Source organism: Streptomyces clavuligerus (assembly GCF_005519465.1).
GTDB lineage: Bacteria > Actinomycetota > Actinomycetes > Streptomycetales > Streptomycetaceae > Streptomyces > Streptomyces clavuligerus.
This window is the reverse complement of record NZ_CP027858.1, coordinates 3930038-3956197: the sequence shown is the minus strand read 5'-3', so window position 1 is coordinate 3956197 and position 26160 is coordinate 3930038. Positions and strand designations below refer to the sequence as shown.

The 26160-nt window shown below is 73.9% G+C and carries 20 protein-coding genes; 11 read left to right on the top strand and 9 right to left on the bottom strand.

The window, feature by feature from the left end; translation table 11 throughout:
* Nucleotide 1: 1 nt before the first annotated feature.
* The 3 genes from CRV15_RS16645 to CRV15_RS16635 form a co-directional block, all read right to left on the bottom strand.
* On the bottom strand, nt 2–835 hold the full coding sequence (locus tag CRV15_RS16645) for a class I SAM-dependent methyltransferase (protein ID WP_003959033.1): 834 nt from the start codon (nt 833–835) through the stop codon (nt 2–4).
* A gap of 169 nt (nt 836–1004) precedes the next feature.
* The gene (locus CRV15_RS16640) at nt 1005–1529 is read right to left on the bottom strand and encodes a hypothetical protein (protein ID WP_003959034.1); all 525 of its coding nucleotides are present in this window, start codon (nt 1527–1529) and stop codon (nt 1005–1007) included.
* A 147-nt stretch (nt 1530–1676) separates the two neighbouring features.
* Nucleotides 1677–2009: an SH3 domain-containing protein gene (locus CRV15_RS16635; protein WP_003959035.1), complete on the bottom strand. Its 333-nt coding sequence runs from the start codon at nt 2007–2009 to the stop codon at nt 1677–1679.
* Nucleotides 2010–2145: 136 nt separating this feature from the next.
* On the opposite strand from CRV15_RS16635, the gene CRV15_RS16630 reads away from it, so the two are divergent.
* Nucleotides 2146–4350 (top strand): serine/threonine-protein kinase, encoded by a 2205-nt coding sequence (locus tag CRV15_RS16630; RefSeq protein WP_003959036.1) that lies wholly within the window; start codon nt 2146–2148, stop codon nt 4348–4350.
* A gap of 391 nt (nt 4351–4741) precedes the next feature.
* On the opposite strand, the gene ilvD is transcribed toward CRV15_RS16630, so the two are convergent.
* The 3 genes from ilvD to CRV15_RS16615 all read right to left on the bottom strand — a co-directional run bounded on the left by ilvD (nt 4742) and on the right by CRV15_RS16615 (nt 8824).
* The gene (gene ilvD / locus CRV15_RS16625; protein WP_003960811.1) at nt 4742–6598 is read right to left on the bottom strand and encodes a dihydroxy-acid dehydratase; all 1857 of its coding nucleotides are present in this window, start codon (nt 6596–6598) and stop codon (nt 4742–4744) included.
* A 260-nt stretch (nt 6599–6858) separates the two neighbouring features.
* Nucleotides 6859–7806 (bottom strand): sugar phosphate isomerase/epimerase family protein, encoded by a 948-nt coding sequence (locus CRV15_RS16620; RefSeq protein ID WP_003960812.1) that lies wholly within the window; start codon nt 7804–7806, stop codon nt 6859–6861.
* A gap of 73 nt (nt 7807–7879) precedes the next feature.
* Complete coding sequence (locus CRV15_RS16615; RefSeq protein ID WP_009996486.1) at nt 7880–8824, bottom strand: Ppx/GppA family phosphatase; 945 nt, start codon at nt 8822–8824, stop codon at nt 7880–7882.
* 42 nt (nt 8825–8866) lie between these two features.
* Here CRV15_RS16615 and CRV15_RS16610 point away from each other — a divergent pair, with 42 nt between their 5' ends.
* Nucleotides 8867–9682 carry a DUF3109 family protein gene (locus tag CRV15_RS16610; protein ID WP_372461418.1) on the top strand — a complete coding sequence of 272 codons (816 nt, stop codon included), beginning with the start codon at nt 8867–8869 and terminating at the stop codon, nt 9680–9682.
* Between the two features lie 205 nt (nt 9683–9887).
* Here CRV15_RS16610 and CRV15_RS16605 read toward each other — a convergent pair whose 3' ends face one another.
* Nucleotides 9888–11531, bottom strand: a complete 1644-nt coding sequence (locus CRV15_RS16605) for an RNA polymerase sigma factor (RefSeq protein ID WP_003960815.1) — start codon at nt 11529–11531, stop codon at nt 9888–9890.
* A 414-nt stretch (nt 11532–11945) separates the two neighbouring features.
* Between CRV15_RS16605 and radA the strand changes: the two genes are divergently transcribed.
* Nucleotides 11946–13400: a DNA repair protein RadA gene (radA, locus tag CRV15_RS16600; protein WP_003960816.1), complete on the top strand. Its 1455-nt coding sequence runs from the start codon at nt 11946–11948 to the stop codon at nt 13398–13400.
* A 44-nt stretch (nt 13401–13444) separates the two neighbouring features.
* On the top strand, nt 13445–14596 hold the full coding sequence (gene disA, locus CRV15_RS16595; RefSeq protein WP_003960817.1) for a DNA integrity scanning diadenylate cyclase DisA: 1152 nt from the start codon (nt 13445–13447) through the stop codon (nt 14594–14596).
* Between the two features lie 204 nt (nt 14597–14800).
* Here the strand turns inward: disA and CRV15_RS16590 are convergent, their stop codons facing one another.
* The gene (locus CRV15_RS16590; RefSeq protein WP_009996489.1) at nt 14801–15712 is read right to left on the bottom strand and encodes a hypothetical protein; all 912 of its coding nucleotides are present in this window, start codon (nt 15710–15712) and stop codon (nt 14801–14803) included.
* Between the two features lie 212 nt (nt 15713–15924).
* Here CRV15_RS16590 and CRV15_RS16585 point away from each other — a divergent pair, with 212 nt between their 5' ends.
* The 6 genes from CRV15_RS16585 (at nt 15925) to cseC (ending at nt 21636) form a co-directional block, all read left to right on the top strand.
* On the top strand, nt 15925–16536 hold the full coding sequence (locus CRV15_RS16585) for a phosphatase PAP2 family protein (RefSeq protein WP_003960819.1): 612 nt from the start codon (nt 15925–15927) through the stop codon (nt 16534–16536).
* A gap of 272 nt (nt 16537–16808) precedes the next feature.
* Nucleotides 16809–17717, top strand: a complete 909-nt coding sequence (locus tag CRV15_RS16580; RefSeq protein WP_009996491.1) for an HhH-GPD family protein — start codon at nt 16809–16811, stop codon at nt 17715–17717.
* A 416-nt stretch (nt 17718–18133) separates the two neighbouring features.
* Nucleotides 18134–18760, top strand: a complete 627-nt coding sequence (locus tag CRV15_RS16575; protein WP_003960821.1) for a SigE family RNA polymerase sigma factor — start codon at nt 18134–18136, stop codon at nt 18758–18760.
* A 98-nt stretch (nt 18761–18858) separates the two neighbouring features.
* On the top strand, nt 18859–19491 hold the full coding sequence (locus CRV15_RS16570; protein WP_307786342.1) for a hypothetical protein: 633 nt from the start codon (nt 18859–18861) through the stop codon (nt 19489–19491).
* Between the two features lie 10 nt (nt 19492–19501).
* Nucleotides 19502–20200: a two-component system response regulator CseB gene (gene cseB, locus CRV15_RS16565; protein WP_003960823.1), complete on the top strand. Its 699-nt coding sequence runs from the start codon at nt 19502–19504 to the stop codon at nt 20198–20200.
* On the top strand, nt 20197–21636 hold the full coding sequence (gene cseC, locus CRV15_RS16560) for a two-component system sensor histidine kinase CseC (protein ID WP_003960824.1): 1440 nt from the start codon (nt 20197–20199) through the stop codon (nt 21634–21636). The genes cseB and cseC overlap by 4 nt, the downstream gene beginning before the upstream one ends.
* A gap of 111 nt (nt 21637–21747) precedes the next feature.
* On the opposite strand, the gene CRV15_RS16555 is transcribed toward cseC, so the two are convergent.
* Nucleotides 21748–22410, bottom strand: a complete 663-nt coding sequence (locus CRV15_RS16555; protein ID WP_003958848.1) for a M23 family metallopeptidase — start codon at nt 22408–22410, stop codon at nt 21748–21750.
* A gap of 495 nt (nt 22411–22905) precedes the next feature.
* Here CRV15_RS16555 and CRV15_RS16550 point away from each other — a divergent pair, with 495 nt between their 5' ends.
* Entirely contained in the window at nt 22906–26109 is a 3204-nt protein-coding gene (locus tag CRV15_RS16550; RefSeq protein WP_009996494.1) for an NACHT domain-containing protein, read from the top strand.
* Nucleotides 26110–26160 lie beyond the last annotated feature (51 nt).

The window sequence follows — 26160 nt, the reverse complement described above, 5'->3', positions numbered from 1 at the left end:
CTCAGCGCTTGGCCGGGGTACGGGGGTCCCCGGTCGTGGCCGGTGGGCGGCGGGTGACCGTCAGCAGCACCGTGTACTCCTCGACGACCTGTCCATCGGGGAAGACCATGAGCAGTTCGTCCCGTTCGCGCCGGAGGGTGTCGGCGGCGGTACGCGGGTCCGCGGTCAGGAAGTTCGAGTGGCTGCCGATGTTGTCGAGGTGGGTGGCGAGGGGGACCCGGCGGGTCCAGCGGATGGAGCGTTTGACCGCGGGCACGGTGTCGGGCAGTTCGCGGGCCCGGCCGGGGGCGTCGTCCCCGAAGACCGCGCACAGCCGTTCCGACTGTCCGGCGATCCAGGGGACGCTGTGGTCGGCGGCGTTCCACCACACGGCGAGCGCCCCGCCGGGGCGCAGGACCCGCAGGGCCTCGGGGAGGGAGCGCTCGGGGTCGGTCCAGTGCCAGGACTGGGCGTAGGTGATCAGGTCGGCGGAGGCGTCGGCGAGCGGGAGGGCGTCTCCGTCCGCGCGGAGGAGGGGGACGGCGGGCAGGGTACGCCGGAGGCGGTCCGCCATGCCCGCGCCGGGTTCGACGGCGACGACCCGGGCGCCCCGGGCGAGCAGCGACCGGGTGGCGATGCCGGTGCCCGCGCCGACGTCGACGGTGTCGGCGCCCCCGAGCGGCCGTCCGGCCAGTTCCTCGACCGTGTCGAAGAGCGCGGCGGGGTAGCCGGGGCGGGCCTGGTCGTACTGGTCGGTCGCCCGGTCGAAGGAGCGGGCGCGGTGGGTGTCCTGCCAGATGTCCGGGGCGGGCGCGTGCGGGGCGCCGGCGGAGTGCGGAGGCGGTGCGGCAGCCATGGGACCTCTCGTTCGGGGCCGGGGTCCGCGCGCCCGGGGCGGCGGTTTCGGGCCGACGGCCCGGGGCGGCGGCCCGGGGCGGCGGCCCGGGGCGGCGGCCCGGGGCGGCTTCGCGGCCGAGGCGTGCGGGCGCTCCTCGCGGGAGGTGCCCCTGGGCGCGCCCCGTGCGTCAGCGGCGCTTGCGCCCTCGGTGTGCGGGATTGCCGGAGCGGGTGCTTCTGCGCCGGTCGTACCGGGCGCGGGCGGTCTTGTACTCCTCGCGGTGCAGCTTCTCGCCGGGGGCCTCGATCAGGGCCCGGCAGAAGTACGCCAGCAGGATGCCGACGAATCCGATGGCCTTGAGGCTGTAGAGCGAGTCCGGGCCGGTTCCGGTGGGGCGGCGGGTGAAGCCCTCCCAGGTCTTGCGGAACGCGATCGCGCTGCACACCGCGAACATGACGATGACCAGGCCGTTGACGAAGCCGCCGACCTCCGCGATGGTCAGGCCCTGGTAGCCGAGGCGCAGGACGAAGGCGCCCGCCGCCGCGGCGGCCAGGGCGCCGACGGCGACACCGGCCCGGCGCGCTCCGTAGCCGCCGTCGTGGTCGACCCAGGTCGTACCGAAGAAACGGATGGGCTCGGGCCGGGGGGCCGTGTCACCGCCGGTGCCGGTGCTCGTGCCGCCGCCGTGGCCGGGGTCTGTCTGCTCGCTCACGGAATCGATTATCCCCGGGAACGCCGCGGGACCCCACGGCGGCGGAACGGATCGACGCCCTCCGCCATCAGAAAAGGCAGGCGGGGCCAGAGGCGTACCAGGTCAGAGGCGGGCGAGGGCGTCAGGAGCAGGTGTCAGGAGCAGGTGTCAGGAGCAGCGGATGGCGACATAGCCGTCGCTGCCGGTCTTCACATACGCGTCGGACACATATTCGCCGTTGGCGACGCAGTCCCAGATGGAGGTGGTGCCGTAGGGACCGTTGACCGACTCGCCGGGCTTCTGGCAGAGGATCTGCACCGTGGCGTCGTAGGGCAGGACACGGACGATGCGGAAGCCGGTCCCGGGGCCGCTGCGGACGTTCACCCGGTACCCCGGGGCGACCGAGTAGACCTTGCCCGAGCGGGCCTTCGGCAGCGGCTCGGTGAGGGTCCCAACCACGCCAAGATCAACAGTTTCCGGGCGTACTCCTTCAAGTGCCATCGAACTCTCCCCCGTTGTTGTATGTGCGGATACGCACGCTACGTCGGAGGAAGGCTAACAAGCCACCCAGGGATCGCACGCACCATCGACTAAGCTCCGTGAGTCGCGTGCACCACCCACAGAACAGGGGTAGGAGATGCCGCCGCTGCGCAACACCGGACAGTCCCCCGAAGCGGAACGTCCCGAATATGCCGGGCAGTACCGCCTTGAGGCGTGCCTGGGCACCGGCGGGATGGGTGTGGTGCACCTGGCGGCCTCGGACTCGGGGCTGCGCCTCGCAGTCAAGGTCATCCATGCCGAGCACGCCTCGGACCCCGAGTTCAGAGCGCGTTTCCGGCAGGAGGTCGCGGCGGCGCGGCGGGTGAGCGGGGCGTTCACGGCATCGGTCGTCGACGCCGACCCGGATGCGGAGCGGCCCTGGATGGCGACCCTCTTCATCGAGGGGCCGACCCTGTCCGAGCAGGTGAAACGGAAGCCGCTGGACGGGGTCGCGCTACGGCGTCTGGGGGCCGGGCTCGCGGAGGCCCTGCGCGACATCCACCGGGCGGGGGTCGTCCACCGCGACCTCAAACCGAGCAATGTGCTGCTCGCGCCGGACGGCCCCAAGGTCATCGACTTCGGTATCTCGCGCCCCTCGGACAGCGATCTGCGGACCGAGACGGGGAAGCTGATCGGGACACCGCCGTTCATGGCGCCGGAGCAGTTCCAGCGGCCCCGGGAGGTCGGGCCCCCGGCCGATGTGTTCGCGCTGGGCTCGGTCCTCGTGCACGCGGCGACGGGCAGGGGCCCGTTCGACTCGGACAGCCCGTACATCGTGGCGTACCAGGTCGTCCATGACGAGCCGGATCTGACGGGGGTGCCGGGGGAACTCGTTCCGCTGCTGCGGCGCTGTCTGGAGAAGGAGCCGGAGCGGCGGCCGAGCCCGTACGAGGTGATGGTGGCGCTGCGGGCGGCCGAGCCCTCCTCCGGGTACGACACCCAGGCGCACATCCCGGCGCCGCGCACTCCCGATCCGGTGGAGCGGGTGCCCGCGGAGCCCGGCGGCGACTTCGGCGCGGCCCCCTGGACCGGCACCGGTACGGAGCCCGCCGTGACCGTGCCCGGCCCCGGTCGCGGGCGTCGGCGGGCGGCTGCGGGCGCGGGGGCGGCGGCCCTGGTGCTGGCGCTGGCCGTCGCGGGGGTGCTCGCCGTCCGCGGTCCGGGGGGCGGCGACGGCGGTGAACGGGGAGGGCCGAGCGCGTCCCCGCGGGCGGCGGAGCGGGACTTCGCGGGGTGGAGCACCGTACTGCGGCCGGGGAACGGCGAGAACCGGACACCGGAGTGCACGGCAGCGGCGGACGTCCCCGGGGTGTTCTGCGCCGCGCCGGGGCTGAAAGCCACCCGTCTGGATTCGGACACCGGAAAGCCGTCCTGGTCGCTCCCGGCCGGAGGCGGGTCCACCGGCGGGAGCGATGTGGCCATGCCCCCCGTGCTCGCGGGCGGGCTGCTGCACGTCATCGCGCCGGACAGCGGCAGGCTCGAAGCGCTGGACCCCGGGAGCGGGGCGGTCCGCTGGGACGTGCCCCGGTCCGCGTACGCCTCCGTCCAGTACACCGGCGATCTCGTGGTGCTGACCGGCCGGGACGGGCGGGCCCGCGCGCTCGACGCGGCGGGCGGGCGGGAGCGGTGGTCCCACCGGAGCGGTTCGGTCGGTACGCAGTGGGTGGGCGCGCAGGGTGACGAGGCGGCCGGGCTGCCGGTGCTGAGCTGGGCGCTGTCGGCGGACGGCCGCTCGACCCGGATCACCGCGTACGACCGGGACGGCGGGCGGTGGCTGTGGACCGAGCGGCTGACCGGGAATCTGCGCCCGGCGCAGCTCTCCGGGGGCGTGCTCCATCTGCTCTCCACGGACCGGGACCAGTACACGGACGCGGTGGTACGGCTCGATGTCCGTAACCGTACGGTGCGGAGGCTGCCGCTCGACGCGCCGGTGATGCAGGGACAGGCGTCGGTGTCGGGGCGGACCGTCCTCGTCAGCGGGTCCGGTACGGGTTCGGTCGTGGCGCTCGACGCGGAGAGCGGGGAGCAGCGGTGGCGGCGGGAGACGATGGCCTCCCAGCTCTCCCGGCCGGTGGCGGCGGGGAACGCGGTGTATGTGGCGGCCGGGGACGGCAGGCTGCTGGCGCTGGACGCGCGGAGCGGGAAGGTCACGGGGCAGACGCGGCCCCGGATGGACGACGGGGCGCACACCTACGCGCCCCGGCTGGCGGCTCCGGTGGTCATGGCAGGCGGCAGGGTCTTCGGGACCGCGCCGGACGGGTCGGTCTTCGGGCTGGACGCGGGGCGCGCCGCGCGCTGGTGAGCCCTGTCGTGGGTCTGCGGCGGCCCGGTGACGGCCTCGGCGCGGGAACCTCGGTGCGGGAAGAGCACACGCACCGGTTGCGGACCGGTGGCCGTCGGGACGGCGGGGGCGGCGCACCGTTCACGAGCACGGGCGCCGGGCTCCCGTGACGTCCGCCCGTGGGTCCGGCGCACCGGTACGGACCTACCGGTACGACCACCCGCCGATGCGGACCCACCCGTGCGGCTGCCGTGCCGGTGCGGACCTACCGGTGCGGCTGCCGTGCCGGTCGGAGCAGACGCGGGCGCGGGCACCGCGCCGGTGCCCCGTACCCGGCCCGGCGCCGGAACGGCCGTGCCCCCGGCCTCCGCCGGGCGGCGGGGACCGGGGGCACGGTCAAGCGGGAGAGGCGTCAGCCGGTCAGCTTGGAGACGTCGCGGACCGCGCCCCGGTCCGCGCTGGTGGCCATGGCCGCGTAGGCGCGCAGCGCCGCCGGGATCTTGCGTTCGCGGGTCTTCGGGGCGTACACGCCGCCCAGGGCCTCCCGGCGGGCGGCCAGCTCGGCCTCGGGCACCAGCAGCTCGATGCCGCGGCCGGTGATGTCGATCCGGATGCGGTCGCCGTCCTCGACGAGGGCGATGGTGCCGCCGGACGCGGCCTCCGGGGAGACATGGCCGATGGACAGGCCCGACGTACCGCCGGAGAAGCGGCCGTCCGTGACCAGGGCGCACACCTTGCCCAGGCCCCGGCCCTTGAGGAAGGAGGTCGGGTAGAGCATCTCCTGCATGCCGGGGCCGCCGCGCGGGCCCTCGTAGCGGATGACGACGACGTCGCCGGGCGCGACCTCCTTGCGGAGGATCTTGTCGACGGCCTCCTCCTGGGACTCGCAGACCACGGCCGGGCCCTCGAAGCTCCAGACCGACTCGTCGACACCGGCGGTCTTCACCACGGAGCCGTCGACGGCGAGGTTGCCCTTGAGGACCGCGAGGCCCCCGTCCTCGCTGTAGGCGTGCGCGGCGTCGCGGATGCAGCCGCCCGCCGCGTCGGTGTCCAGGGACTCCCACCGCTCCGACTGCGAGAACGCCTCCGCCGAGCGCTTGCAGCCGGGGGCCGCGTGCCACAGCTCGACCGCCTCGTCGGAGGGGGAGCCGCCGCGGACGTCCCAGGTCTCCAGCCACTGCTTGACCGACGGGGAGTGGACGGTGTGGACGTCCTCGTCGAGCAGTCCGGCGCGGTACAGCTCACCGAGGATGGCGGGGATGCCGCCCGCCCGGTGGATGTCCTCCATGTAGTAGGTGCCGCCGGGGGCGACGTTGGGCGCGACCTTCGCCAGACAGGGGACGCGGCGCGAGACGGCGTCGATGTCGGAGAGGTCGTAGTCCAGCTCGGCCTCCTGGGCGGCGGCGAGCAGATGCAGGATGGTGTTGGTGGAGCCGCCCATGGCGATGTCCAGCGCCATGGCGTTCTCGAAGGCGCCCCGGGTGGCGACGGAGCGGGGCAGCACGCTCGCGTCGTCGTTCCCGTAGTACCGCTGGGTGATCTCGACGACCGTGCGGCCCGCGTTCTCGTACAGGGCGCGGCGGGCGGTGTGGGTGGCGAGGACGGAGCCGTTGCCGGGGAGGGAGAGGCCCATCGCCTCGGTCAGGCAGTTCATGGAGTTGGCCGTGAACATGCCGGAGCAGGAGCCGCAGGTCGGGCAGGCGTTCTCCTCGATCCGGAGGATGTCCTCGTCCGAGATGCTCTCGTCGACGGCGTCCACGATGGCGTTGACCAGGTCCAGCTTACGGACGGTGCCATCGACGAGGGTGGCCTGGCCCGCCTCCATCGGACCGCCGGAGACGAAGACGGTGGGGATGTTCAGCCGCAGGGCGGCCATCAGCATGCCCGGGGTGATCTTGTCGCAGTTGGAGATGCAGATCAGGGCGTCGGCGCAGTGGGCCTCGACCATGTACTCCACGCTGTCCGCGATCAGGTCGCGGGAGGGCAGGGAGTAGAGCATTCCGCTGTGGCCCATGGCGATGCCGTCGTCGACGGCGATGGTGTTGAACTCGCGGGCGATGCCGCCGGCGGCGGTGATGGCCTCGGAGACGATCCGGCCGACCGGCTGGAGGTGGGTGTGGCCGGGGACGAACTCGGTGAACGAGTTGGCCACGGCGATGATCGGCTTGCGCCCGATGTCCGCGCCCGGTACCCCGGACGCGCGCATCAGGGCGCGGGCGCCCGCCATGTTGCGGCCGTGGGTGACTGTGCGGGACCTCAGCTCGGGCATCGTCGCTCGCTCCTCGGGAGAGTACGTCGGGTACGCGGGGTACGTCGGGTATGTCGGTACCGTCGGTACGCCACTGGACCGACCGGTGGGTCACCGGACCGGACTGATCGGTACGTCACTGGCCGACACGTCGGTACACCGGTACGTCATCGACACGTCCCGGTCCCGATATGACTCGCCAGGATACGAGCCTACGCCGGATGCCCAGGGTTCGGACAGGTTGTCCGGGATGCGGAACGAATTGCTCAGAAACGAATCGCTCAGAGCGGACGCGCGCCGCGGGCCTGTCGCGCGGGCGGCTCCTCGGGCTCCCCGGCCGCCCCCGTCCCCGTCCCCGATGTCTTGGCCGGTGCCGGTGCCGGTGCTCCGGGCGGCGGGGTCCCGACCGCTCCGGGCGGCGGGGCGGAGCGGCCCAGGTGGTGCCGGGCGAAGGCCAGCGCCTCGGCGAGGTCGGCCTCGCGGGCGGCCGCGGACTCGGCCCGGCGGGTGTTGACCTCGATGACCACATGCCCCTCGAAGCCGGTGCGCGTCAGCCGGCCGAGCACCTCCGCGCAGGGCTGGCTGCCCCGGCCCGGTACGAGGTGCTCGTCCTTGGCGGACCCCTTGCCGTCGGCGAGGTGGACATGGCCGAGCCGGTCGCCCATGCGGTCGAGCATCGCGAGGGTGTCGCTGCGGGAGGTCGCGGTGTGCGAGAGGTCGATGGTGAAGTGGCGGTAGTCGTCCTTGGTGACGTCCCACTCGGGGGCGTACGCCAGCATCTCCCGCTCGCGGTAGCGCCACGGGTACATGTTCTCGACGGCGAACCGGACGTCCGTCTCGTCCGCCATGCGCCAGATCCCGCTGACGAAGTCCCGGGCGTACTGCCGCTGCCAGCGGAAGGGCGGATGGACGACGACGGTCGACGCGCCCAGCCGCTCGGCCGCCGCGCGGGCCCGCTGGAGCTTCACCCAGGGGTCCGTGGACCAGACCCGCTGAGTGATCAGCAGACAGGGCGCGTGGACGGCGAGCACCGGTACACCGTGGTAGTCCGAGAGCCGGCGCAGCGCCTCGACGTCCTGGCTGACGGGGTCGGTCCAGACCATGACCTCGACGCCGTCGTACCCCAGGCGCGCGGCGATCTCGAAGGCCGTCGCCGTCGACTCCGGATAGACCGAGGCGGTCGACAGGGCGACCTTCACATCGGGGGTACGCGCCGCTGGATCTGCCACGGGAGACAGGGTACGGGGCCCCGCGCCGCGGTGCGGGGGGCGATCGGGCCGCCGCGCCACCGGTGCCGGGGCGTCATCGCGCGGGCAGCTCGGCCGGGAGGTGGTCGAGACGGCGCAGGATCACGCCCTCGCGCAGCGCCCAGGGGCAGATCTCCAGCTCATGGGCACCGAAGAGGTCCATCGCGCCCTCCGCCACCAGGGCTCCCGCCAGGAGCTGACGGGCCCGGCCGCTGCTGACGCCGGGAAGCTCGGCACGCTCGGCGTCCGTCATCTCCGCCAGCCGGGGCACCCACTCCTGGAGCGCCCGGCGGCTCAGGACGCGCTGGACGTGGAGGCCGTCGGCGTCCCGGGCGGCACCGGTGATCCTGGCGAGCTGCTTGAAGGTCTTGGAGGTCGCCACTATGTGGTCGGGGCGGCCGAAGCGGCTGAACTCCCCGACCGTACGGGCGATCTCGGCGCGGACATGGCGGCGCAGCGCGCGGACGTCCTCGGGGCTCGGCGGGTCGCCGGGGAGCGAGGAGGCGGTGAGCCGCCCGGCCCCGAGGGGGAGCGAGACGGCGGCGTCGGGCTCCTCGTCGATGCCGTACGCGATCTCCAGGGAGCCGCCGCCGATGTCGAGGACGAGCAGCTTTCCGGCGGACCAGCCGAACCAGCGGCGGGCCGCGAGGAAGGTGAGGCGGGCCTCTTCCGCGCCGGTGAGGACCTGGAGGTCCACCTCGGTCTCCGCCCGGACCCGGGCCAGGACCAGATCCGCGTTGCTGGCCTCGCGCACGGCGGAGGTGGCGAAGGCGAGCACCTGCTCGCAGCCCTGGTCCTCGGCCGCCTGGACGGCACGGTGAACCGTCGCGACCAGCCGGTCGACACCGCCGGCGCCGATGGCCCCGTCCTCGTCGAGCAGCTCGGCGAGGCGCAGCTCGGCCTTGTGGGAATGGGCCGGCAGCGGGCGGGCGCCGGGGTGCGCGTCCACCACCAGCAGGTGCACCGTGTTCGAACCGACGTCGAGGACTCCGAGTCTCATGGACTGACACGCTACTGCGCCCGGCGGACATACCCTTGCCATGTGCCAAAGACGAAAAAGGCGAAAAAGACGAAGCAGGACAAAGAACGGTCTTCGGTGGGAATCCAGGGCGATGAAAAGGGGCTGGACTTCCCCCGGGCGTGGGTGGAGTTCCCCGACCCGGCGGACGGCGAGCAGATCTTCCGCTGCGATCTGACCTGGCTGACCTCCCGCTGGAACTGCATCTTCGGCAGCGGCTGCCAGGGGATCGCGGCGGGGCGGGCGGACGACGGCTGCTGCACGCTCGGCGCGCACTTCTCCGACGAGGAGGACGAGGAGCGGGTGGCGGGGCATGTGGCCCGTCTCACCCCGGGGATGTGGCAGTTCCACGATGTGGGCGCGGAGACCGGGTGGATCCAGGAGGACGAGGACGGCGAGCGGCAGACCCGGCGGTGGAAGGGCTCGTGCATCTTCCAGAACCGGCCGGGCTTCGCCGGGGGCGCGGGGTGCGCGCTGCACATCCTGGCGCTGCGGGAGGGCCGGGAGCCGCTGGAGACCAAGCCGGACGTGTGCTGGCAGCTCCCGGTGCGGCGGACCTTCGAGTGGATCGAGCGGCCGGACGACACCAAGGTGCTCCAGGTGTCGATCGGGGAGTACGACCGGCGCGGCTGGGGCCCCGGGGGCCACGATCTGCACTGGTGGTGCACGTCGGCGACGTCGGCGCACGGGGCCGGGGAACCGGTGTACGTGTCGTACCGGGCGGAGCTGACGGAAATGATGGGCGAGGAGGCGTACGGCGTCCTGGTGGAGCTGTGCGAGGCGCGGCTCGCGGCGCGGCTGCCGCTGCTGGCTCCGCATCCGGCCGACGGCTGCTGCTGACGGCTGACGGCTGACGGCTGACGGCAGGTGACCGACAGCAGGTGACCGACCGGCTGGTGGCTGACGGCTGGTGATTGACAGCAGGTGACCGACGGCCGGCGGCCGCTGCTGACGACTCGCGGGGCTGCGCGCCGCAGGGCGGCCGGCCGCCGGGGCCTGTGCCCGGGGCCGCACCGGTCCTGGATCTCCGCGGGCGGGACGGGTGTCAGGGCGAGGTCGTCGCCGACGGTTCCGCCGGCATCGTCGGCGACGGCGGCTCCTCCGTCGGGGCGGGCGCCGTGGGCGAGGGGGCCGGGGTCGGCGCGGCCGTCGGGGTGGCGGAGGTGGGCCGGGGCCGGGGGGTCTGCGGTGTCCTCGGGCCGCGTCCCTCGACGGTCAGCACCGTCCCGGAGGGCTCCACACCCACCTTGGCCCGCCAGGGCCCGGCGGGCTGCCGGGCCTCGCGGTGCGCGACCGCCGTCACCCGGACCGTGACGTCCGCCCCCGGCGGGAGCACCCCCGAGGTGCGGCTCAGCCGCAGCCAGGAGGCGTCCGTCCACATCGACCAGGAGACCGGGGCGGCGCCGTGCGCCCGCAGGGTGATCAGGGTGGCGTCGCCGTGCGGCCGGGCCTCGACCGTGAGCCGTCCGGGGGCCCGGGCCAAGGGGCGGGAGGGCTGCGCGGACGCTCCCCCGGCGGACTCCACCGAGGAGTCGGGGGCCCGTGACCCCGCCGTGAAACCGGGTGCGGGCGCGCCGTCGGCCCGCCCGGTCTTCTGATAGCGCTCCTGCGGGTCGGTGTTCTCCCCGGCGTCCGCCCCGTTCTCCCGCGCGCTGACCGAGGTGCCGCCGCGCCCCTCCCCCATGAGGGGCGTGCCCCGGTACGAGGCCCACAGCGCCAGCAGCGGGGCGGCCACCACCGCCGCCACGACCGTGGTGGTCAGGGCGCGGGCCCGCAGCCGGTCGCGGCGGGCCGCGTGGTCGCGGGGGTCGAGCGGAAAGCCGTCCGGACCGAAGCGGGGCATCGCGGGGCGGGCCCGGCGGGTGTGGCGTATCGGGGGCCGGGCGGCGGCCGGGGGCGCGGACACCAGCGGCAGGGTGTCCGGCGTCCGGGGCTGGCCCGGCCAGGGCGCCCGGGCGCCGGCGCGCTCGGCGGCCCGGCGGCAGCGCGGGCAGTCGTCGACATGGCGGACGAGCGTGGTGCGGAGCGCCGGGGTGAGCGGGGCGCGGCGGTCGCCCGCGAGCCGGGCGACGGAGGCGCAGTCGCCGTCCGCGACCACGGCGAGCGCGGTCCGGGTGCGCTCGACCTCACAGGCGGCCGTGGCGAGCAGCTCCCGGGCGGCGATGGTGTCGAGACCCAGGACGGCGGCGACCTCGCGGTGGCCGAGACCGTGGCGAACGGCCAGCTCCAGGGCCTCCCGTTGGTCGGCGGACGTACCGGTGGCCTCGGGCCAGGACAGCGGGGCGAGCCCGGGGCGGTGGCGCCCGTCGCCGTCCGCCGGGGTCCCGGGGCGCGGGCCGGGGGCCGGGGGGCGGCCGGTGTGCGCCCCGGCGCGGTCCGGGCGCCGCTCGGCGAGATCGCGCCGACAGGCCCACCGGGCCAGCGCGTACAGCCATGCCTTGCGGGCCGGCTCCCGCTCGGGGCACCGGCCGCTCTGGCGCTCGGCGACCGTGAGCGCGGCGCCGAGCGCGGAGATGGCGGCGTCGTGATCGCGAAGAGTGAAGAGGCAGTAGGTGAACAGTCCGTCGGCGTGCGGCTCGTGGTGGGCGGGCGTTCGGCCGGACGGCGGAGTGGCCCGGCCCGGCGCGCGCCGGGCCGTCCGGTGTGCGCCGGTGGTGTCCGTGGGTCGGTCAAGCCTGCTGCTTGTCACGCCGAGAAGGTAGGCGCAGTGCGGACCGGCTTCGTAACTCTTGAGCGGTTTTAGCTCGTACGGGTGAAGGCCGTGCTCGGCGGGGGTCAGGAACGATTAATTCCGCCCCTTGTTGGCCCCCGGTGGTGTTCACGATCGCACATAACGTGACATCGCTCCGGGAGGTCGGGACACGGGTCCGGGACGGCGGGGACGGGAGTGGCTGAGGGGACGCGTCACGGGCGGGGAGCGACCGGAGCCGGCGGGCGTGCGACCGGACCGGAGGCGGGCGGGGAGGGGCGGCGCGGAAGGGGGACCCGGGAGCGCCCGGGCGGCGGGCGGCGGACGGCAGGTGCGAGGCACTGATCGGTGGGAGCACTGTCGGTGAGGGCTGTCGGTGGGAGCGCTGTCAGTGCGGGCCGCTACGGTTTCCGCATGGCTGCCCGTACGAAATCCGCGAAGGACCGGCCGTCCTACCGCTGCACCGAGTGCGGCTGGACCACCGCCAAGTGGCTCGGCCGCTGCCCCGAGTGCCAGGCGTGGGGCACGGTCGAGGAGTACGGCACGCCCGCCGTGCGCACCACGGCGGCGGGGCGGGTCTCCACCGCCGCCCTGCCCATCGGCCAGGTCGACGGACGGCAGGCCACCGCGCGCTCCACCGGTGTGGACGAGCTGGACCGGGTGCTCGGCGGCGGCCTGGTGCCCGGGGCCGTGGTGCTGCTCGCGGGCGAGCCCGGCGTGGGCAAGTCCACCCTGCTGCTCGACGTCGCCGCCAAGGCGGCGAGCCCCGAGCACCGCACGCTCTATGTCACCGGGGAGGAGTCGGCGAGCCAGGTCCGGCTGCGCGCCGACCGGATCAACGCCCTGGACGACGATCTGTATCTCGCCGCCGAGACCGATCTCTCCGCCGTCCTCGGCCATCTGGACGCCGTCAGGCCCTCACTGCTGATCATGGACTCGGTGCAGACCGTCGCGTCCCCGGAGATCGACGGCGCGCCCGGGGGCATGGCCCAGGTCCGAGAGGTCGCGGGGGCCCTGATCCGCGCCTCCAAGGAGCGCGGGATGTCCACCCTGCTCGTCGGCCATGTCACCAAGGACGGCGCCATCGCCGGGCCCCGGCTGCTGGAGCACCTGGTCGATGTGGTGCTGCACTTCGAGGGCGACCGGCATGCCCGGCTCCGGCTGGTCCGCGGCGTCAAGAACCGCTACGGCGCGACCGACGAGGTCGGCTGCTTCGAGCTGCACGACGAGGGCATCACCGGGCTCGCTGACCCCTCCGGGCTCTTCCTCACCCGGCGGGACGCGCCCGTGCCCGGCACCTGTCTGACGGTCACCCTGGAGGGCCGCCGTCCGCTCGTCGCCGAGGTGCAGGCGCTCACCGTCGACTCGCAGATCCCCTCCCCCCGGCGCACCACGTCGGGCCTGGAGACCTCGCGGGTCTCGATGATGCTCGCCGTCCTGGAGCAGCGCGGCCGGATCAGCGCGCTCGGCAAGCGGGACATCTACAGCGCGACCGTGGGCGGGGTGAAGCTCTCCGAGCCCGCCGCCGATCTCGCGGTGGCGCTGGCGCTGGCCTCGGCGGCCAGTGACACCCCGCTGCCGAAGAATCTGGTGGCGATCGGTGAGGTGGGGCTCGCGGGCGAGGTCAGAAGGGTCACCGGGGTGCAGCGCAGACTCGCCGAGGCCCATCGGCTGGGCTTCACCCACGCACTCGTCCCCAGCGACCCGGGGAAGGTTCCGGCCGGGATGCAGGTGACGGAAGTGGCGAATGTGGGTGAGGCGCTGAGGGTGCTCCCACGGGGCAGAAGGCGGGCCGCAGAAGACACCCGTGGTGGGGCACCGGGTACGGAGAGCACGGACGCCCCACGGAGCGTCGACACTCGCCGGTAGACTTTGCCCTGGTCTCGCCCACCCGTACGAGCCGGAGGAGTGCAGTGGCAGCAGGCGACCGGGCAGCAGCGTCCGGAAAGTCCGGCGCGGGCTCCGGCAACGAAGCACAGATCCGCGCCGCCCTGAGCGCTGTCGCCCCGGGCATGGCCCTGCGGGACGGCCTGGAGCGCATCCTCCGCGGCAACACCGGGGCGCTGATCGTGCTCGGGATGGACAAGACCGTCGAGTCGATGTGCACGGGCGGCTTCGTCCTGGATGTGGAGTTCACCGCCACCCGGCTGCGTGAGCTGTGCAAACTGGACGGCGCGCTCATCCTGGACAAGGACATCAGCAAGATCCACCGGGCCGGTGTGCAGTTGGTGCCGGACGCCTCGATCCCCACGGAGGAGACCGGGACCCGGCACCGCACCGCCGACCGGGTCTCCCGCCAGTGCGGTTTCCCCGTGGTCTCCGTCTCCCAGTCCATGCGGCTGATCGCGCTCTACGTGGACGGCGAGCGCCGGGTGCTGGAGGAGTCGGCCGCGATCCTCTCCCGGGCCAACCAGGCCCTGGCCACGCTGGAGCGGTACAAGCTCCGGCTGGACGAGGTCGCGGGCACGCTCTCCGCGCTGGAGATCGAGGACCTGGTGACGGTCCGGGACGTCACGGCGGTCGCGCAGCGGCTGGAGATGGTCCGCAGGATCGCCACGGAAATCGCCGAGTACGTGGTGGAGTTGGGTACCGACGGGCGGCTGCTCTCGCTTCAGCTCGACGAGCTGATCGCGGGTGTGGAGCCCGAGCGCGAGCTGGTCGTCCGGGACTACGTTCCGGAGCCGACGTCCCCCCGGGCCGCGCCCGCGCGGGGCACCCCGCGGGCCCGCACGGTGGACGAGGCCCTGGCGGACCTGGACGCCCTCACCCACTCCGAGCTGCTGGAACTGCCCATCGTGGCACGGGCCCTGGGGTACAGCGGCTCGCCGGAGACCCTGGACTCCGCCGTGTCCCCGCGGGGCTATCGGCTGCTGGCGAAGGTGCCGAGGCTGCCCGGCGCGATCATCGAGCGGCTGGTGGAGCACTTCGGCGGGTTGCAGAAGCTGCTCGCCGCGAGCGTGGACGACCTCCAGGCCGTCGACGGCGTCGGCGAGGCGCGGGCGCGGAGCGTGCGGGAGGGGCTGTCGCGGCTCGCGGAATCGTCCATCCTGGAGCGCTACGTCTGACCTCCCGGGCCCCGGGAACCCAGCCCCCGCAGCGAACCGTGCGGCCTGTGCGGTCCCGGCGGACCGGCCGGGCCCGGGCCGTCCGACGCGATGTCAGCCCCCGGTGGGGCCCGCCCCGTTCAGGTCAGCCCCGTGGGAACAGGTCCCCGTCGGAGTCCGGCGCTTGTCGGGATCAGTCCTCGCCGAGGTCGGTCGTTGCCGAGGTCAGTCCTTCTTGAGGACGAAGGACCGCTCCCAGGCCGGCTTCCCCGGGTACTCCAGCTCCACCACATAGGTGCCCGCGGGCACCGCCCCCGCCCTCGGGGTCGCGCACTTCGGCTCGCTGCGGGTCCGGTCCCAGGTCACGGTGTGGCTGACGGTGGTGCCCGCGGGCACCCGCAGCACCGCGCGGTCCCGGGCGTCCGGGCAGTCCTTCGACGACCACACGGCGCCGTCGGCGTCGGTGATGGTGAACACCGCGGCCCTCGGGCCGACATCGGCCTTGCAGGTCTCCTTGGACAGGTTGGTCACGTTCAGCACGAACTCCGGCCTCACTCCCGGCGCGAAGTCGTTGCGCAGCTCCGGGGCCACCTTGAGCGCGCCCGCCGGGCAGGCGGGGAGCGGGGAACCGGCCGGGACGCGCTCGCCCGCGGGGGCGACCCGCAGCGCACCGGAACCGGTGCCCGAGCCGGTGCCCGGTCCGGAACCGGTGCCCGTACCGGAGCCGCCGTTCGCGGAACCGGAGCCGGAGCCGGTATCGGCACCGGTTCCCCCGGCGCCGCTGCCGTCCGCGCCGGAGCCCGTTCCGGCGCCGCCGGAGCCCCCGGTGCCCCCGCCGGAACCGGAGCCGGAGCCCGGACTCGGCCCGGAACCGGGGCCCGGTCCGCCGGGCTCGTCCCGTCCGCCGGGCTGGGTACTGATCGCGGGTCCCGACTGCGAGGGCCCGGGGCCGATGGTCGAAGGCACCGGCTTGGAGGCGCCGTTGGCGCTGTCGGCCTTGTCCCCGTCACCCCCGCCCCTGGTGAACGCCCAGGCTGCCAGCAGGGCGAGCAGCGCCACCAGCGCCAGCGCGACGGCCCTCCGGCGCCAGTAGATGGAGGAGGGAAGCGGCCCGATCGGATTGCGCAGAGATCCCACGTACCGAACTCTACGAGAGAACGCGGCCGACTCCCGTCGCACCCGCCGCCCGCACGGCGAGTTCTGCCGATCATCATCCCGGAGAAGGGGCGGTTCCCCGGGCCGGACGCCCTCGTTCCGGGGTCGGGTGGCACCCCCTGGCTTTCGTCGGGGACCGTTGTCGACCATCGCCGTGGGCGGCCCGCTCCCCTGTACGGATACGGTCGACGACCATGGACAGCAGCATCACCCGCGGTCTCTACCGCGACATCACCGAACTCGCCGAATCCTCCCCCGCCTGGGTCCACACCCTCGCCGAAGTCGGGACGGAGGCCGTGGTCGTCCTCTTCGCCGCCCTCTTCGTCGCGGTCTGGTGGCGGGCGCGCCGCAGGAGTTCGGCGGACCTGGCCATCGCCCTGCTCGGAGCGCTCGGCACCGCGGTCGGCTATGTCGTCAGCGAATCGCTGAAGACCGTCTTCGACGAGGAACGGCCCTGCCGGACGGTCACGGAGGCGGCGGCGTCGATCGCCACCTGTCCGCCCACCGGCGACTGGTCCTTCCCGAGCAACCACTCCGCGATAGCCGGCGGGGCGGCGGTCGCGCTGGCGCTCGCCTGGCCCCGGCTGGTGTGGCTGACGGCGCCGCTGGCGCTGCTCGCGGCCTTCTCCCGGGTCTTCGTCGGTGTGCACTACCCGCATGATGTGATCGTCGGGCTGGCGGTTGGCGGCGTGGTGGCCGGAGTGTTCACGATCGTACTGACCCGCTGGGCCTCGGCGCTGGTCACCACGGTGCGGACGAGCCGCGGCGGCCCGCTGGCCTGGTTCGCGGGCCCGGGCACCCGCTGAGGGGCCCGTCACCCGCTGAGGGGCGCGGGCACCCGCTGCGGGCGAGCCGGGCCGGGACCTCGGGACCGGGGCCGGGGAACGCGTCGCCGGACCGGGGAGCGCGGCCCCGGCGCGCCGGGCCGCACCGGCCCCGTACGGGACGTTCCCGTGGGCGGGGAACCCGTACGGGGCTCCCTGGAGGGCTCCGTTCCGGCCGTGCCTCTGCGCCGCTTAGCGGATGTGCCGGAGCGGGTGCGCCACCCGCTGCCCGGAGCATGCCAGGATCGGAGGTGATGACTGACACCACCACCACAGATCTCGTCCCCGCCGACGCCGCGTCCCTCCACGGGCCCGTCATCGCCTGGTTCGACCAGCACGCCCGCGATCTTCCGTGGCGACGCCCCGAGGCCGGCGCGTGGGGGGTGATGGTCAGCGAGTTCATGCTCCAGCAGACCCCGGTGAACCGGGTGCTCCCCGTCTACGAACAGTGGCTGGCCCGCTGGCCCCGGCCCGCCGACCTCGCCGCCGAGGCGCCGGGGGAGGCCGTACGCGCCTGGGGCCGCCTCGGCTACCCCCGGCGCGCCCTGCGGCTCCACGGAGCGGCGCAGGCGATAACGGAACGCCACGGCGGGGATGTGCCCAGCGACCACGCCCAGCTGCTGGCGCTGCCCGGGATCGGCGAGTACACGGCGGCGGCGGTGGCCTCGTTCGCGTACGGACAGCGCCACGCCGTCCTCGACACCAATGTGCGGCGGGTCTTCGCCCGGGCCGCGACCGGCATCCAGTACCCGCCGACGGCGACCACGGCCGCCGAACGGAAGCTGGCGCGGGCGCTGCTCCCCGACGACGAGTCGACCGCGTCCCGCTGGGCCGCCGCCTCCATGGAGCTGGGCGCCCTGGTGTGCACGGCGCGGAGCGAGGAGTGCGGGCGCTGCCCCATCGCGGACCGCTGTGCCTGGCGGCTGGCGGGCAAGCCCGCGCACGAGGGTCCCGCGCGGCGGGGCCAGACCTACGCGGGGACCGACCGCCAGGTGCGGGGCAAGCTGCTGGCGGTGTTGCGGGAGGCCCGGGGGCCGGTGCCGCAGCAGAGCCTGGACGCGGTCTGGCACGAGCCGGTGCAGCGGGCGCGGGCCCTGGACGGGCTGGTCGCCGACGGGCTGGTCGAACCGCTCGCCGACGGGCTCTACCGGCTGCCCGCCTGAGCCGTCCCCGCGCGGGCGGGAAGGGACCCGTGCCTGGGTCCGCAGGCTCTTCGGGGACTGCCCTCCCCGCGCGGGCGGGAACGGACCGGGGAGCCCTCCGGCGGCCGGACACGGGGCGCCCCGGCCCCGTCGTCCCCCGGGCACCGGAATCCCCGTCCGGCGCGGGCGCGGCCCGCTCCGGGCGGGTCCGCCGCGCGCGCCGGGGCCCGCCCCCGCGCCCCCCGATACCGTCCGGTCACCGGACTGTCACCGACCCGACCCGCGCCGCCAGCGCCTTTCCGGGCCGCTGTTACACAACCGATGGCTGCCCGTGCGCCGTCCGACGGCTACTCCGCACAACGCCGTGACAACCGCTCCGTACCTTCGTCGAACGTAAGCGGAACACAGGTTGTTCGTGGGGGACGGAGGCGGTCGGAATGGCACAGGGCGAGGTGCTCGGCTTCGAGGAGTACGTGCGCACCCGGCAGGAGGCGCTGCTGCGCAGCGCCCGGCGGCTCGTGCCCGACCCGGTCGACGCCCAGGATCTGCTCCAGACCGCGCTGGCCCGCACCTACGGCCGCTGGGACGGCATCGCGGACAAGTCCCTCGCCGACGCCTACCTCCGCCGGGTGATGATCAACACTCGGACCGAGTGGTGGCGCGCCCGCAAGCTCGAAGAGGTGCCCACCGAGCAGCTGCCCGACGCCCGGGTGGAGGACGGCAGTGACCAGCGCGCCGACCGCGCCCTGCTGATGGATGTGCTCAAGGTGCTCGCCCCCAAGCAGCGCAGTGTGGTCGTCCTGCGCCACTGGGAACAGATGAGCACGGAGGAGACCGCTGCCGCCCTGGGCATGTCGGCGGGTACGGTGAAGAGCACCCTGCACCGGGCGCTGGCCCGGCTGCGGCAGGAGTTGGAGAGCCGGGACCTGGACTTCCGCGCCCTGGAGCGCGGCGGCTCCCGGCGTTCCGGCGGGGCGGACGGCACCGGTGCGGTACGGCGGCTGCACGGGGTGCGCCACGACATGAAGGACGACGAGCGGGGGCAGGAGCGGTGCGCGGCCTGAGAGGCGCGAGAAGGACCCCGGTGGACGGAGCGGTGTCCCCCCTGGTGGACCGGCGGCCGAAGGGCGGCCGGGGGCCGGGGGGACACGGACGGCTGGCGGTGACCACGGCGACAGCCGTGCTCGCCGCCCTCGGGCTGTTCACGGCCGGCTGTTCGGCGGGGGGCGACGGCGTCAAGGAGGCGGACTCGGGGCCGAGTACCGCGACCACCGGCGCCCCGAGCCCGCAGACCTCCCCCAGCGGAACGGACCTGAAGGTGACGGACCCCATGAAGGTGGACGCGGTGGGACTGCTCCGCCGTGACCCCAAGGTCCGGGATCTGGTCCGGCAGAATCTCAAGCCGTGCAACAGCGGCGACTACCCGGTGGACATCTCCTACGGGTATCTCACCGGCGGCACCGACCCCGACGTCGTGGTGAACGTGCTGACCTGCACCGACGGTGTCGGCGTCGGCACCTATGTCTACCGTCCGGTCGGGGCCCGGTACGAGAACGTGTTCCAGCGGGAGGAGACCACCGTCAACGCGGAGATCGACGGCGGCGACCTGGTCGTGACCGAGGACGTCTACGAGGGCAAGGACTCGCCCTCCGAGCCGTACGCCGAGGACCGCACCACCTACCGGTGGACCGAGGACAAATTCGCCCGGCTGCACTTCGTCCGCGATGTGATCAGCTCGGCGGTGGGGCAGGACGAACTGACCGCCCCCGATGTGATCGCGCAGAATGGGAGCTGAGGGGCGTCCGATGGCCGACACCCATGTGCTGTTCGTCGAGGATGACGACGTGATCCGGGAGGCGACCCAGCTCGCGCTCGAACGCCACGGCTTCGTGGTGACCGCCATGCCCGACGGGCTGCTGGGCCTGGAGGCGTTCCGCGCGGACCGCCCCGACATCGCCCTGCTCGACGTGATGGTGCCGGGGCTCGACGGAGTGAGCCTGTGCCGCCGTATCCGCGACGAGTCCACCGTTCCCGTGATCATGCTCTCGGCCCGGGCCGACTCGATCGATGTCGTGCTCGGTCTGGAGGCGGGCGCCGACGACTACGTCACCAAGCCCTTCGACGGCGCGGTCCTGGTCGCGCGCATCCGGGCCGTGCTGCGCCGCTTCGGCCGCGCGGGCGCCGGTGACACGGCGGGCTCCGGGCAGGAGGCGCCGGGCGCGCTGCTGAGCTTCGGCGACCTGGAGATCGACACGGAGGGCATGGAGGTACGGAAGGGAGGGGTCCCGGTGGCACTGACGCCGACGGAGATGCGGCTGCTGCTGGAGTTCTCCACCGCGCCCGGCACCGTGCTCTCCCGGGACCGGCTGCTGGAGCGCGTCTGGGACTACGGCTGGGGCGGCGACACCCGGGTGGTCGATGTCCATGTACAGCGGCTGCGCGCCAAGATCGGCCAGGACCGGATCGAGACGGTCCGGGGCTTCGGCTACAAGCTCAAGGGATGAAGCTGCCCGTACTGCGCTCCGGTGTCCGCTGGAAGATCGCGATCGCGATCACGGTGGTCGGGGCGCTCATCGCCGTGGCCCTGAGCCTGGTCGTCCGGAACGCGGCCCGGGTCTCGATGCTCGACAACGCGCGCGAGGTGGCCCTCGACCGGCTGTACACGGCCCAGACCACCCTGGAGACGAACTCCTCCAGGACGGCCCCCCGTACCCGCGCCAAGGTCAACGACCCGTCGCTCCCGCCCGAGCTGCGCAGACTCGTCGAACAGAAGCGCCGGGGCACCTTCGTCAGGGACGGGGACACCCCCGAGATCTGGGCCGCCGTGCCGCTCACCAACGGCGATGTGCTCTCCCTGCACGACACGCTCAACGACCGCAGCGGCTACATCCTCGACAGCCTCGACCGGGCGCTGCTCATAGGTTCGGTCTCGGTGGTCGTCGGCGGCGGCGCGCTGGGGGTGCTGATCGGCGGACAGCTCTCGCGCAGGCTGCGCAAGGCCGCCGCGGCCGCCTCCCAGGTGGCCGAGGGGCAGACGGATGTCCGCGTACGGGACACCATCAGCGGTTTCGTCCGGGACGAGACCGATGAGCTGGCCCGGGCCATCGACGCGCTCACCGACGCCCTGAACGCCCGGATCGAGGCCGAGCGCCGGGTCACGGCGGACATCGCGCACGAGCTGCGCACCCCGGTCACGGGGCTGCTGACCGCCGCCGAGCTGCTGCCGCCGGGACGCCCGTCGGAGCTGGTACGGGACCGGGCGCAGGCGATGCGGACGCTGGTCGAGGACGTGCTGGAGGTGGCGCGGCTGGACGGCGCCTCGGAACGGGCCGAACTCCAGGAGATCGCGCTCGGCGAGTTCGTCACCCGCCGGATCACGGCGCTCAACCCGGACATCCCCGTACAGGTGGTCCATGAGTCCTGGGTGAGCACCGACCCCCGGCGGCTGGAGCGCATCCTGCTGAATCTGCTGACGAACGCCGCCAAGTACGGCAAGCCGCCGGTCGAGGTCACGGTGGAGGGCCGGGTGGTCCGGGTGCGCGACCACGGGCCCGGCTTCCCCGAGGCGCTGCTGCGGGAGGGTCCGAGCCGGTTCCGTACGGGCGCGAGCGACCGGGCGGGCACCGGTCACGGTCTGGGGCTGACGATCGCGGCGGGGCAGGCACGGGTGCTGGGGGCACGGCTCACGTTCCGCAATGTGGCGGCGGGGGGTGCCGCCGCGGCGGCGGAGGGCGCGGAGACCGGGGCGGGCACGGCGGCCGTCTCCGGGGGCGCCGCCGACGGCCGGGGAGCCACCGGCGGTGTGGCGGCCCCGCCGGCCGCCCCGGCGGCCGCCCCGGCGGCCGAGGGCGCGATCGCGGTGCTGTGGCTGCCCGAACACGCTCCGACGAACACCGGCAGCTTCCCGATGCTCCCGATGAGCGACGGGGTCAGGGACTGAGGGCCCCGGCCCGGGTCCGGACAGGCCGACGGCCCCCGGCGCGTGGATGCGCCGGGGGCCGTCGTCCGTCGTGGCCCGCCGCCGTGGCGGCGGGGCCGGGACCCGGACGGGTCAGAGCGTGATGCCCTGGGCCCGCAGGTGGGCGACCGGGTCGACCGCGGAGCCGTAGTTCGGGGTGGTACGGATCTCGAAGTGCAGGTGCGGGCCGCTGGAGTTTCCGGTGTTGCCGGACAGGGCGATCTGCTGACCACCGCTGACCTGCTGGCCGACGCTCACACCGATGGTGGAGAGGTGGGCGTACTGCGAGTACGTGTTGTTGCTGTGCTTGATCACGACGGCGTTGCCGTACGCGGGGCCGTCACCGCCGCCGTTGGGACCGGCCTTCACGACGGTGCCGGGGCCGACGGACTTGACCGGGGTGCCGCTCGGGACGGCGAAGTCCTGGCCGGAGTGGTTGCTCGTCCACATACCGCCGGCCTTGCCGTAGGTGGCGCTCAGCGTGTACTGGTCCACCGGCTTCGACCAGCCGCTCGCGGAGGCGGCGGCGGGCTTGGCGGCGGGGGCCGAGACGGTCTTGGCCTCGGCGGCCTTGCTCTGGGCCTGCGCCTGGGCGGCGACGGCCTGGGACGTGGTGGCGGGCGCGGTCGAACCGGACTCAGCGGCGAACGCGGCTCCCGCGCCGACCATCGCCACCGCTCCCGCACCGGCAGCCAGCAGGGCGGAACGGGTACGGAGGTCGGCAAGGCGGGGGCGACGGATGGTGAAGCGCGACATTCGGTAAAGCCTCCGGGCAATAAGGGACCCGGCACGGGAACGTGTGCCGGGATGCGTTGGCCATCCCTTGGTAACCGAACCGCCCAATTCACCTCAAGCCCCCCAACTACGACATAACGTCGTAGCTGCGATGCCGTGATCCAGACCCTTGACACCCCTGCGCCGCGACCGGAGAAGCGGGCCGCGAGGGGCGGAAAGATCTCCCCCGAATGCGGTTTAGCCGCATACCGCGCAACGGGGCGGAGCCCCCGCACCCCCATCCGGCCCGCCCCGCGCAACGGCGGGGCCCGCACCCCGCTCCACCCGGGCCCCGGGGATGGATCGGAAGGGGTGAATGCCCTCCTAATCCGACTAGTAGCGCGAAAACGGCCTGTGCGCCTTGTCACCCGGGGGCGGGTCGGGGCTGTGGCCCGGGTCACCGGATTTCGGGACGGAATGTGGCCCGGGCCACTAGCCTCGGACCGGGAAAAGGGGCGGAACGAGGGGGAAGAGGGCGTGGAGCAGGTGGACGAGGACGATCCGCCGCACCTGTGGGTCCATATCGAGACCCCGGACCCGGACGCGCCCTACCCGTCGACCACCGGACTGCTGCTCACCCCCGAATACGTCCTGGCCTGCGCCAGCCTGCTGGGGGGTGCCCGCTCCTTCAAGGTCCGCTGGGAAGGCCGCCGCACCGGGGACCACACCTGCCGGGTCGAGTGGACCAGCGCCCCCGAGACCGACGCCGTCCTGCTGCGCTGCTTGGACGACCCCCTCCGCTACCCGGAGGAGCTGGGTACCGACACGCTCTGCCTGGGGCGGCTGGTCAGCGACACTCCCCTGCCCGGCTGGGAGCTGCATGACTCCGGGGAGCCTCCTGTCTCCGGCAGCATCCTCCCGCCCACCGACCCCGGCCATGGCCGGATCTTGCTGGACAGGCCGGAAGGACTGCCGATACGCCTGAGGCCCGAAGGGCCCCTCTTCGCCGGACCCGTCCTCATCGGCCTCACCTCAACGAAGTCCCCCCGCCAGGACGACCGGCACCTGGCCTATGTCCCGATCGAGACCATCCGGAAAGCCCTGCACACCGAAACGGAGATCCGGCTCCCTCCCCCGCGGAACATCACCGGCTCCCGTTTCGGGGACGTGCGGTACGAGGACACCTACGCCACCGCCCTGAGGGCCCACTACCGCAAGCTCGAAGTCTTCGGCATCGACGAGCTGGGCGTCAGCGAGGCCACCTGGGACCTGGACACCGCGTATCTCAGCCTGGAGGCCACCCGGCTCGCCGAGGACGACAGCCCCCGGTACGCGCCGGACGGCCCGTCCGAGGCCCCGACCACGACCGCGCACCGGCCCCAGCGGGTGGAGGACCTGCTCGGACGGCAGCGGCGGACCCTGCTGCGCGGCGAGGCGGGCGCGGGCAAGACGACGCTCGTGTGGTGGCTCGCCGCGCACGCCGCCCGCGGGACCCTGCCCGACCGGCTCGACGCGCTCAACGGCCTGGTGCCCTTCGTCGTCCCCCTGCGCAGCGTCCACGCGCACGGCCGGGGCTTCCCCGCTCCGGACGCCCTCGTCCACGCCGCCGGGCTGTCCGTCGGCACTCCCCCCGAGGGCTGGGCGGAACGGGTCCTCGCCTCGGGACGGGCCCTCCTCCTCGTCGACGGCTTCGACGAGCTGCCCCGCGCCCACCGGGCCGACGCCCGCCGCTGGCTCGCCGGCCTGCTCCGGCGGTACGGCGCCACCCGCGTCCTCGCGACCGTGCGCCCCGGCGCCGTCGAGGCGAAGTGGCTCGCCGACGAGGGCTTCGCCGATCTGCTGCTGCTGCCCATGAGCGACGGCGACATCGAGATGTTCATCGCCGCCTGGCACCGGGCCGCCCGGCTGGAGTACGCGGCGCTCGACACCGCCCGCGCCGGGGCCGAGGCCGAACGGCTCGACGGACTGGCCCAGCGGCTCGGCCGGGAGCTGGCCAACAACCGCGTCCTGCGGGACCTCGCCCGGACCCCGCTGCTCTGCGCCGTCATCTGCGCCCTGCACCGCAAACGCCGGGGCGCGCTCCCCCATACCCGCTGGGAGCTGTACCGGGCCACCCTGGACATGCTCCTCGGCAACCGCGACCGGGGACGCGGCATCGAGGCGCCCGAGGGCTTCGCGCTGGGCGTCGAGGAACACAAACTGCTGCTCCAGCACATCGCGGTGTGGCTGGTCCGCGGCGGACGGGTCCAGCTCACCCCGGGAGAGGCCGAGCGGCAGATCGAACGGGCCATGGCGGCCATGCCCCAAGTCCGCGCCCAGGGCACGCCCCGGCAGGCGCTCGTCCACCTCCTCAACCGCAGCGGGCTGCTCCAGCAGCGGACCGGCGACACGATCCAGTTCATCCACCGCACCTTCCAGGACTATCTGGCCGCGAAGGAGTTCGCCGAGACCGGCAGCGTCGGGGAACTCCTCCAGAACGCGGGGGACGAACTGTGGCGGGACGTCGTCCGGCTCGCCGTCGGCCACTTCGACCGCACCCATGTCAGCAGGCTCATCAGCGAACTCATCGCCCTCGGCGACCGCAGCCCCGAGCCCTTGGCGACCCGTTCCCTGCATCTGCTCGCCGGGTACTGCGCGGTGTCCTCCGTCTTCCTGGACGGCCGCATCCGGGCGAAGGCCGAGCACAGAGTCCGGGCGCTGATGCCGCCTCAGGACAAGGACGAGGTAAGGGAACTGGCGTCCTTCGGCTCCGCCGTGCTGCCGCTGCTGCCGGGGCCGTCCGGCGACGGCACGGCGGACGCGCTGGTCGTGGAGACCTTCGCGCAGGTCGGCGACGAGACGGCGATCGAGCCGCTGGCGCGGTTCACCGGGGACGACGACAAACGGCTGCGCCGGGCGCTGGTGGCCGCCTGGCGCCAGTTGCCCGCCGAGCGCTACGCCCGGCAGGTCCTGGCCCGGGTGGACCTGACCGGGATCGATCTGGAGGTCCACACCGCCGAACAGTTCCGGCAGATCCACCACTGCGGGCCCGTGCCGCTGATGACGGTGGAGGGACCCCACCCGGCGGAGGAGCTGGACACCTGGCTGCCGCGGACCGGCCTGCGCCATCTCGACGTGATCGACAACCCCCTGCTCACCCGGCTGGACCCGGTACGCGAACGCCGCTCCATCAAGACCCTCGGCGTCTATCTCTGCCCGGCCCTGGAGACCTTCGACGACCTCGCCGACCGCGCCTTCGCCTCACTGGCCGTCGACCCCGAACACCTGGACCTCCCCGGCGGACTCCCCCGGGTCCGGACGCTCATGGTCGTCGGGGACACCGAGCCCCGCTACGGGGCCCTCGCCCGCTGGTCCACCGTCCAGCGCCTGGTCGCCGCCGCTCCGGTGCGCTTCGCCCACCTCATGGAGAGAGCCGCCCGGCTGCCCCGGCTCACCGAACTGTCGGTCCAGGAGTTCACCGGGGACGCCCCGGGCCGGGCCGTGGCGGCACCGGGCATCACCCGGCTGACGCTGGACGACGCAGCCTCCCGGCTCGACCCGGCCGACATCGCGCGGCTCTTCCCCGGTCTGCGCACCCTGCGGCTGAGGCCCTTCGCCGTGGACGAGTACACCGTCGATCTGACACCGCTGCGGGACCTGCCCGATCTGATGGTGTACCTCTGGCACCGGCGAGGGGCTCGGATACAGGTGACCGGCGGTGAACTCTTCGGTGAGCGGCTGGAGATCGTCGTCCGCGACTGATCATCCGTCCCGCCTTCTTCACCCCGCCCCGCCCCTCCGGGATGCTCCTCC

What these genes read in the sequence shown, in the direction of transcription:
- CRV15_RS16575 (WP_003960821.1), top strand. Translation starts at nt 18,134, where the DNA reads ATGGCACAGGGCGAGGTGCTCGGCTTCGAGGAGTACGTGCGCACCCGG.
- cseB (WP_003960823.1), top strand. Translation starts at nt 19,502, where the DNA reads ATGGCCGACACCCATGTGCTGTTCGTCGAGGATGACGACGTGATCCGG.
- radA (WP_003960816.1), top strand. Translation starts at nt 11,946, where the DNA reads ATGGCTGCCCGTACGAAATCCGCGAAGGACCGGCCGTCCTACCGCTGC.
- CRV15_RS16645 (WP_003959033.1), bottom strand. Translation starts at nt 835, where the DNA reads ATGGCTGCCGCACCGCCTCCGCACTCCGCCGGCGCCCCGCACGCGCCC.
- CRV15_RS16580 (WP_009996491.1), top strand. Translation starts at nt 16,809, where the DNA reads ATGACTGACACCACCACCACAGATCTCGTCCCCGCCGACGCCGCGTCC.
- CRV15_RS16615 (WP_009996486.1), bottom strand. Translation starts at nt 8,824, where the DNA reads ATGAGACTCGGAGTCCTCGACGTCGGTTCGAACACGGTGCACCTGCTG.
- cseC (WP_003960824.1), top strand. Translation starts at nt 20,197, where the DNA reads ATGAAGCTGCCCGTACTGCGCTCCGGTGTCCGCTGGAAGATCGCGATC.
- ilvD (WP_003960811.1), bottom strand. Translation starts at nt 6,598, where the DNA reads ATGCCCGAGCTGAGGTCCCGCACAGTCACCCACGGCCGCAACATGGCG.
- CRV15_RS16585 (WP_003960819.1), top strand. Translation starts at nt 15,925, where the DNA reads ATGGACAGCAGCATCACCCGCGGTCTCTACCGCGACATCACCGAACTC.
- CRV15_RS16635 (WP_003959035.1), bottom strand. Translation starts at nt 2,009, where the DNA reads ATGGCACTTGAAGGAGTACGCCCGGAAACTGTTGATCTTGGCGTGGTT.
- CRV15_RS16555 (WP_003958848.1), bottom strand. Translation starts at nt 22,410, where the DNA reads ATGTCGCGCTTCACCATCCGTCGCCCCCGCCTTGCCGACCTCCGTACC.
- CRV15_RS16630 (WP_003959036.1), top strand. Translation starts at nt 2,146, where the DNA reads ATGCCGCCGCTGCGCAACACCGGACAGTCCCCCGAAGCGGAACGTCCC.